Origin of the sequence: Bradyrhizobium sp. AC87j1 (assembly GCF_002936975.1) — a bacterium.
Taxonomy (GTDB): domain Bacteria; phylum Pseudomonadota; class Alphaproteobacteria; order Rhizobiales; family Xanthobacteraceae; genus Bradyrhizobium; species Bradyrhizobium shewense.
Window position 1 is genome coordinate 1 of the sequence record NZ_PTFE01000182.1, and the last position, 7,250, is coordinate 7,250.

Annotated in this window: 7 protein-coding genes and 1 pseudogene; 3 read left to right on the forward strand and 5 right to left on the reverse strand. The window is 61.9% G+C overall.

Annotated features, from left to right (window positions below):
- Positions 1–335 precede the first annotated feature (335 nt).
- The gene (locus CV770_RS41950; RefSeq protein WP_146101456.1) at positions 336–1,094 is read left to right on the forward strand and encodes a hypothetical protein; all 759 of its coding nucleotides are present in this window, start codon (positions 336–338) and stop codon (positions 1,092–1,094) included.
- Between the two features lie 59 nt (positions 1,095–1,153).
- The gene (locus CV770_RS40115) at positions 1,154–2,368 is read left to right on the forward strand and encodes a hypothetical protein (protein ID WP_201760252.1); all 1,215 of its coding nucleotides are present in this window, start codon (positions 1,154–1,156) and stop codon (positions 2,366–2,368) included.
- 214 nt (positions 2,369–2,582) lie between these two features.
- Here CV770_RS40115 and CV770_RS40120 read toward each other — a convergent pair whose 3' ends face one another.
- The 4 genes from CV770_RS40120 to CV770_RS40135 all read right to left on the reverse strand — a co-directional run bounded on the left by CV770_RS40120 (position 2,583) and on the right by CV770_RS40135 (position 5,198).
- On the reverse strand, positions 2,583–2,882 hold the full coding sequence (locus CV770_RS40120) for a winged helix-turn-helix domain-containing protein (RefSeq protein ID WP_018453460.1): 300 nt from the start codon (positions 2,880–2,882) through the stop codon (positions 2,583–2,585).
- Positions 2,883–2,884: 2 nt separating this feature from the next.
- Entirely contained in the window at positions 2,885–3,475 is a 591-nt protein-coding gene (locus CV770_RS40125) for a hypothetical protein (protein ID WP_104466226.1), read from the reverse strand.
- 65 nt (positions 3,476–3,540) lie between these two features.
- Positions 3,541–4,095, reverse strand: a complete 555-nt coding sequence (locus tag CV770_RS40130) for a hypothetical protein (RefSeq protein WP_104466227.1) — start codon at positions 4,093–4,095, stop codon at positions 3,541–3,543.
- A complete protein-coding gene (locus CV770_RS40135; protein WP_104466228.1) occupies positions 4,092–5,198 on the reverse strand; it encodes an alpha/beta hydrolase in 1,107 nt (368 codons plus the stop codon). Before CV770_RS40135 ends, CV770_RS40130 begins: the two co-directional genes overlap by 4 nt.
- Before the next feature lie 120 nt (positions 5,199–5,318).
- On the opposite strand from CV770_RS40135, the gene xseA reads away from it, so the two are divergent.
- Positions 5,319–6,959 carry an exodeoxyribonuclease VII large subunit gene (gene xseA / locus CV770_RS40140; RefSeq protein ID WP_104466229.1) on the forward strand — a complete coding sequence of 547 codons (1,641 nt, stop codon included), beginning with the start codon at positions 5,319–5,321 and terminating at the stop codon, positions 6,957–6,959.
- Positions 6,960–7,146: 187 nt separating this feature from the next.
- Here xseA and CV770_RS40145 read toward each other — a convergent pair.
- Positions 7,147–7,250 (reverse strand): annotated as a pseudogene (locus tag CV770_RS40145) (IS110 family transposase); the annotation flags it as partial.

Here is a 7,250-nt window from a genome sequence, read left to right on the forward strand (position 1 = left end):
GTCTCAAGGGGGGCGGCGCCCGACCTCCCCTCATTCGAAGTAGGCGACGCTTACAAGGTGCAACTCTTGGCAGGAAAGCTGCAGTGGAACGCTTCGGCTTCTGGGAAAGGACCGCTCGCCTGATCCATCAAGCCGCTGCCAATTCGGTGACGACGGAGATCGCGTATAGCGCCCCCTGTGAATAACCGGGACATGCACTCCAAGGGACGTATTGCTACCCTGCATTGCGCCATCGTGAGGGACACGCTGATTCGAGTGAAGCCTTCGGGGCGCGCACGGCAATTGGGCCGTTGATCGTAGCGCTCAGCGGTTAGCGTTGTTCTTCGGAGAGACACATGGATTTAGATGAGGCAATTGCCACACTGCTCGAGCTTCTGCGGAATGACCGCGCACGAAACTACGGATATGACCTGTACGCACGCACTGGAGCAGAGTTTGCAGCTCGACAGCGGCATCCTCACGAGCACTACTTGGACGGTCCGGTTCGCGAGTTGTCGCCGATATTCTACGAAGCAGCTTGGGAATTGTGCAGGCGCGGACTTGTTCGACCGGGCGTCCGACGGTCCGGCGAGCAAGCTGTCGAGGAAGGCGGTTATTCGCTCACCGTTGCTGGGCGTGTCGCTCTAACAAATCTTGACGCAGCAGCCATTCTGATCGCGCAGCCCGGCTCACTTGCGGCGACCTTCAACGGCTATCGAAAACTTTTCGGTGATGGATTTCACCAGCGCGCCATGGAAGCCATCAGGTGCCGAAACGCTGAAGCATGGCTGGCTTGCTGTGCAATGGTCGGCGCAGCCGCCGAGTCCGTTTTACTAGCAATTGCGATCACCAAAGAGCGGGACGAGGAAAGGGTATTGAAAGCGTACCGCGCCAATCGAGGACGCCAAACGGTGTTAAACATGATCATTGGCCAAGCCGACGCGCAAAGGCGCAACACTCTAACAACTTTTGCAGGTATCGTTTCGCTGTGGCGAGATGATGCCGCGCACGGTCGGGCCAGCCTTATTGATACATCAAATGCGGATGAAGCCCTGCGTCAGCCCCTCCACATGTGCCAGTGGGTCGCTCGCGAGTGGGATAACCTCACCGCTTAGCGCAAAGGACGTCGGAATCGGCATAGCAGGAAGTCATCATCTCGCAATTGGATCCTAGAATGTTCGAATTGCCTCCGTTTCGAAAATGCCCGAAGTGCAAAAAAGAAAGATTCGGGACGCTTTCAGTTGACGACAACACCGTCACAAAGCGCTGCGCAGATTGCCGGTACTCTCACGACGAGATTCTTCCTCACGTTGATAAGCGCGTCGTCTACTTGGATCAGTTTGCGGTATCCGAGCTCTACAAGACAAAAGAGGGGAAGCGTCGGCTGGGCGCGCCAAGCGCAACATTTTGGCAAAGATGTTACGAGCTTGCTGACCTCGCTTACAAGCGCCAGCAGGTCATATTCCCGGCCTCCAACCTGCATTCGGACGAGACGATTGTCTGGCACTCGCCAAGCGAGTTGAGATTGGCGCATGAGATGTTCAGCGGCGAGACGTTTTTTGACAGAACCGACGAAATTGCAACAAATCAAGAGTGGGAATTTGCTGAGGCATATATCAGGGGTTCCGGCCCTCCTACTCTGACCTTTAACGTCGATGATATTCTGTCTGGCGACCGCAACGATTGGCTCCCAGTTTACCACATCAGCGTCGATTCCGATTATTCGATTTTTGCTCCGGGCCTACGTAGGGATCGATCGGTCGCAGAGACGAGCTTGAAGAGCCTAGCCGAAGGTTGGGCAAAGAACCGACCGACGTTCGACCAAATCCTAAAGCACGAGCTATCCAGCTACGGGTCCGCCATGCGCGAGGCTCTACGTGATCAAGTTGCTAAAACACAGGAGGCAATGGCTTCGGACGATCCATCGAGTGTGTTGGAGTTGCGCTTTGGCTTAATGAATCGGTACCGTCAACTTGCCGCTATGTTCGTTCATCGAGGCGTACCACCTCAAGATGCCTTCAATGAAGTATCCAAGTTTCTTGACTGGCCGGGGAATCAGGAACAGCCAGCGCATAAAATCTTCGCTTACCTAATCGCCGCCCTCGGCTGGAGAGTGTCGTCCGGGCAAAGCCCAAACATAGGTGCCGGCATCCTGAACGACTTCACGGCTATCGCCACGTATGCGCCCTTTGTGGATGCCATGTTTGTAGATAGACAGTGCGCGTCACTATTGCAGCAAGGTCGGCTTCGCTCCGAATTGTCATTCAAAGCGCGCATATTCTCGATGAGCAACCAGCAAGAGTTTTTGGATTATCTCAAGCAGCTTGGCGACTCTGCCACCGACGAGGTCCGACAGCTTGCAAATGAGTTGTACGGTGCGGAGCGATAGGCGACGCAAGTCGCAGAAGGTCTCGTCGTTCATCGTTTTGTGATCTGGCTAAGGAGCCCGGCCTTGAGCATCTTCTGCAGCGCACGGCCTTGGAACCAACCATTGAAATCGGGATGCATCGGTGCGTTGCGCCGCTCAACCCCTCACCCGAGTGAGCCTGCATCTGCCAGCGGAAATGCTCTCTCCCGCAAGGGGGAGAGTTCGGCACCGCAAGCTACCCCTGCTTGCCCGCAATAATCTCCTGCAACGTCGCGACATGCCGCGCGAAGGCGCCGCGGCCGGCGGCGGTGGCGGTGACCGTGGTCTGCGGCTTCTTCCCCACGAACGCCTTCTCCACGGACACATAGCCCGCCTTGGCCAGGGTCTCGATATGCGCGCCGAGATTGCCGTCAGTGGCGCCGGTCAGCTTCTTCAGCCGCGAGAACTCCAGCCCGGCTGTCGCAGGCAGCGCGTTCAGCGCCGCCATGATCTTCAGCCGCAGCGGCTGGTGGATGATGTCGTCGAGCTCCGCCACAGCTAACACCGCCGCATCCAGAGGGTACCCGCGACCAGCGCGCCGCCATTGACGGCCGCCATCCACGGCAACAGCGGCACACCCGGGATATAAAAATATCCGATCAGCGTCAGCGCGATGATGGTCGCGCCGAGCGGTGCAAAGGCGTAGCCGAACCGAAGCCCCGCCGTCAGGTAGACCAGCGTGATGTAGACCTGCCAAAACACCGTTTGCTGGCGCGGCGAGAACCTGCCGAAATAGCAGCAGACGAGGCCGAGGGCGGCGATCAGCAGCAACGCCAGCAGAGTGCGCCTGTCGGACAGGCGGATTCCGTTTCGCGAAAGATGATAGGCGCCGAGAGCAACGAGGCCGAGGGCCGAGACGACGTAGAGCGCAAACCAGAAATAGAGCCCGTCATTCGCCACGAACCAGCTGTTCCAATAATAGGCCCCGTAGCGCGGCCAGAACCAGATCAGGGCATCGTCGGCAAACGGCAGCACGGCCCACAGCAGCAGGACGAGACCGCAGACCAGGTAGATCTGCAACCGCCGCACAGGACGAATGGTATTCTCGCGCTCGTTCAGCGCATCGGAAGCCCGCTTGCTGTCGGTCACGGGAGCGCTCCTTCCTGGGTATTGGCTGCAGGCCGGTGGATGATGTCGTCGCGCTCGGGCATGCGCTAGATCCGCCGCATCCAGAGGCCGCCGAGGATCAGGCCACCGCCGTTGACGAAGGCCATCCAGAGCGGGAACGCCTCGCCGATGTAGAAGAAGCCGAACAGCGTCAGCGCCGTGATGCCGAGGCCGATCGCAACGAACGCGTAGCCGAACCAGAGCCCGGCGAGTGTGTAGAACAGCATGAAATAGATCGGCCAGAACGTTCCCAACTGGCGCGGACCAAAATGACCGACAACGTTGGTCACGAGATAGCCGAACGCGAAGAACAGTGCGAATATCAGGAACAGCCTGATGCCAACGCCGGCGCCAAAGGGGTGGCTTTTCGGATCGAACACGCGAAGTGCAATCAGACCACCGACGCCCAGAACGTCGACGGCAACCCAGGCGTAGGCCGCGTAGATCGGCCAAAGCCAGGTCACGAGATTGGCAGCGAACACCAGCACGCCCCACCAGACCGCGGCGAGGCTCGCCAGCTCATAGAGCTGCGATTGCTTCACGCGCTGGACGATATCGTCGATATCGGCGAGCGCTGCGGACGCCTCCCTGCTGTCGATCATGACTGCCCTGCCCCGCGCGTTGCCACGTCCTCGGCGATGACCGAGATCGCCTTCGGATGGGTGACGATGCCCATATGATTGATGCCGTCAATGACCTTGACGTCGACCGACGGCTTCACCGCCTGCACGGTCTCGGCATATTTGTCCGAGATCATCATCTCGTCCTCGGCGCCGCCGAAGATCGTGATCGGACGTGTGGTTGCCGGAAGATCGACGCGATAGCCGCGCGTCGCGAAATTGCGCATCAGGCGGTCGGAATAGGTCGAGGTGAGATATTTCGCCGAACTTGCCGGCACCGCGAAGGCGAGCACCGGAAGCTGCGCACAGCAGTCGATGCCAAGCTTGCGCAGGGCCGTCAGTCCCAGGAAACGTGGAATGTCGGCACTGACCCAGCCACCGTTGCTCGGCCTGTTGGTCGGTGCGTCATAGCCGAGATAGGGGGCGAGCAGCACGGTGCGCACGAACATGTCCCGCATGATCGGGGTCGCGGCGACGCGCAGCGAGAAGCCGGCGCCGGCAGAATGGCCGATCAGAGTGAGCGGCAGATCCGGCGCGGTCTTGCGCAAATGGGCGACGAAATCGACGAGATCGTCCTCGAGCTGGCCGACATAGCCGATATCGCCACGCGTGCCGGAGCCGCCATGGCCGCGGATGTCGAGCGCCCAGGTTTCCACCCCGCGCGCGGCGATCGCGTGGGTCAGCGCGTGGTTGACGGTGCCGCTGGAGCCGGACGAGCCATGGATGAAGATTGCACCCCGGCCCGTCGCCGGGCCCCCGGAGCCATTTCCGTTCCGATGGGATCGGGCTCCGGATTCTTGTTTTGACGCGTTTTCTTCACGCGAACCGGCTTCCACTTCGCTTGAAAACGCTTTGGCCGCGTAGTGGCGATAGCCGATCCAGGTACCGTCGCGGGCCTGGAAGCGCTCCAGCGCTGGCAGCGTGGACCAGTCGATCCCCTTGGTGGAGTCGGAGACCGATCGCATCTCGGGCGGCCGCTCCAGCGGCGCTGCGATCATCGCAATCAGGATCAGCGCCACGCCGCCGACCGCACACAGGGCCCATTTCACGCCGCTCAAAACGCCGCGCAACAACCGGATCGCCATGGCGTACCTCCCTCAAACTCATCAACCAATAGAGAACTCTATAATACAGAGTACTCTTCCAATCAATCCCTGGATTGGCGCCGCGCGGCGAAAATCCTTAACGTCGGGTCTGACCCCAAAATGCCGAATCGTTTGCCGATGCCGCCTGCGGAACAACTGAACAACGCGTTTGAATTCACCGTCTCCGAGCTCTCCCAGTCCCTGAAGCGGACGGTGGAGGACACCTACGGCCATGTCCGGGTCCGCGGTGAGATCTCGGGGTTCCGCGGCGCCCACTCCTCCGGCCATTGCTATTTTGCGCTCAAGGACGAGAGCGCCAAGATCGAGGCGGTGATCTGGAAGGGCGTGCATGGCCGGATGCGCTTCAAGCCCCAGGAAGGGCTCGAGGTCATCGCCACCGGCAAGCTCACGACCTATCCGGGCTCCTCGAAATACCAGATCGTGATCGAGGCGCTGGAGCCGGCCGGCATCGGCGCGCTGATGGCGCTGATGGAGGAGCGCAAGAAGAAGCTCGCCGCGGAAGGGTTGTTCGACGAAGCGCGCAAGCAGCTGCTGCCGTGGCTGCCGGAGGTGATCGGCGTCGTGACCTCGCCGACCGGCGCCGTGATCCGCGACATCCTGCACCGGTTGGAGGACCGCTTCCCTCGCCGCGTGCTGGTGTGGCCGGTGAAAGTGCAGGGCGACGGCTCGGCCGAGCAGGTCGCGGCCGCCATCCGCGGCTTCAACGCGATTGCCCCGGGCGGCAAGATTCCTCGCCCCGACGTGCTGATCGTCGCGCGCGGCGGCGGCTCGCTGGAGGACCTCTGGTCATTCAACGAGGAGATCGTGGTGCGGGCAGCCGCCGAGAGCATGATCCCGCTGATCTCGGCGGTGGGGCACGAGACCGACATCACGCTGATCGATTTCGTCGCCGACAAGCGCGCGCCGACGCCGACGGCCGCGGCCGAGATGGCGGTGCCGGTGCGCAGCGATCTCTTCGTTGAGGTCGCCGACCTCGGGCGCCGCACCCGCGCCTATTGGCAACGCAGCCAGGAGAGCCGCCGCAGCGAGCTGCGCGCCGCCGCACGCGCGCTGCCGGCGGCCGGCGATCTGCTCGCCATTCCCAGGCAGCGGCTGGATTCGGCGGGAGCATCCCTGCCCCGCTGCCTCAAGGCCAACACGCATGCGCATTTCCGCCGGTTTACCGCAGCAAGTTCAAAGCTGACGCTGCGGGTGCTGCACGGCCAGATCACGCAGGCCGACCACCGGCTCACCGTGTGCGGCGAACGGCTGGGTCTCTCCGCGCGCTCGCTGCTGCGGCGTCGGCGCGACCGCTTTGCCGGACTTGAAGTTCGCTTGCGCGCCTCAAAGCTCTCCAATGCGCAGGCACAGCGCAACACGATCGCCCGCCAGCGCGAGCGCACGCATCGCCTTGGCGAGCGCGCCGGCCGCGCGCTCGTCACGTTGCTGCAGCGGCTAGAGGCCCGCGTCGAGAACAGCGGCAAGCTGCTGTCGGCTTTGTCGTATCGCAGCGTGCTCGCGCGCGGCTTCGCGCTGGTGCGGGACGAGGCGGGACATCCGCTGCATGCGGCGGACAGCATCGGGCCGAATGCGCGGCTCGAGATCGAGTTCGCCGATGGCCGTGTCGGCGCGACCGCGGACGCGGATCGTGCAGCTCCGACGGCCAAGCGCGCGCCGGCGCAGCCGAAGCCGGCCGCGCAAGAGACAAAACCCGCGCCGAAGCGGGTGGCCAAGCCGGTGGATCAGGGCAATTTGTTCTGAGGCGTGAGGCTGGCCATCTCAGCTATCCCCTCAATCCGAACTTCAGACCCGTCATCCTGAGGCGCGAGGCTTGCGATGCGGACGCATCGCAAGGTGAGCCTCGGAGGATGAATGGTCGCGATGCAGCGGGGCCGTCGCCCCTCGAGGGCCGCTGAAGGAGCGGCCACCTCAGCGACTGTGTTCTTTGTCAAGCGGGTTGCCATGGTTTTCGATCCCTGAGCATGGCGTTGAGGATGGTGATGAGCTTGCGGGCCACGGCGATGAGGGCGACCATTTTCGGCTTACCGGCGC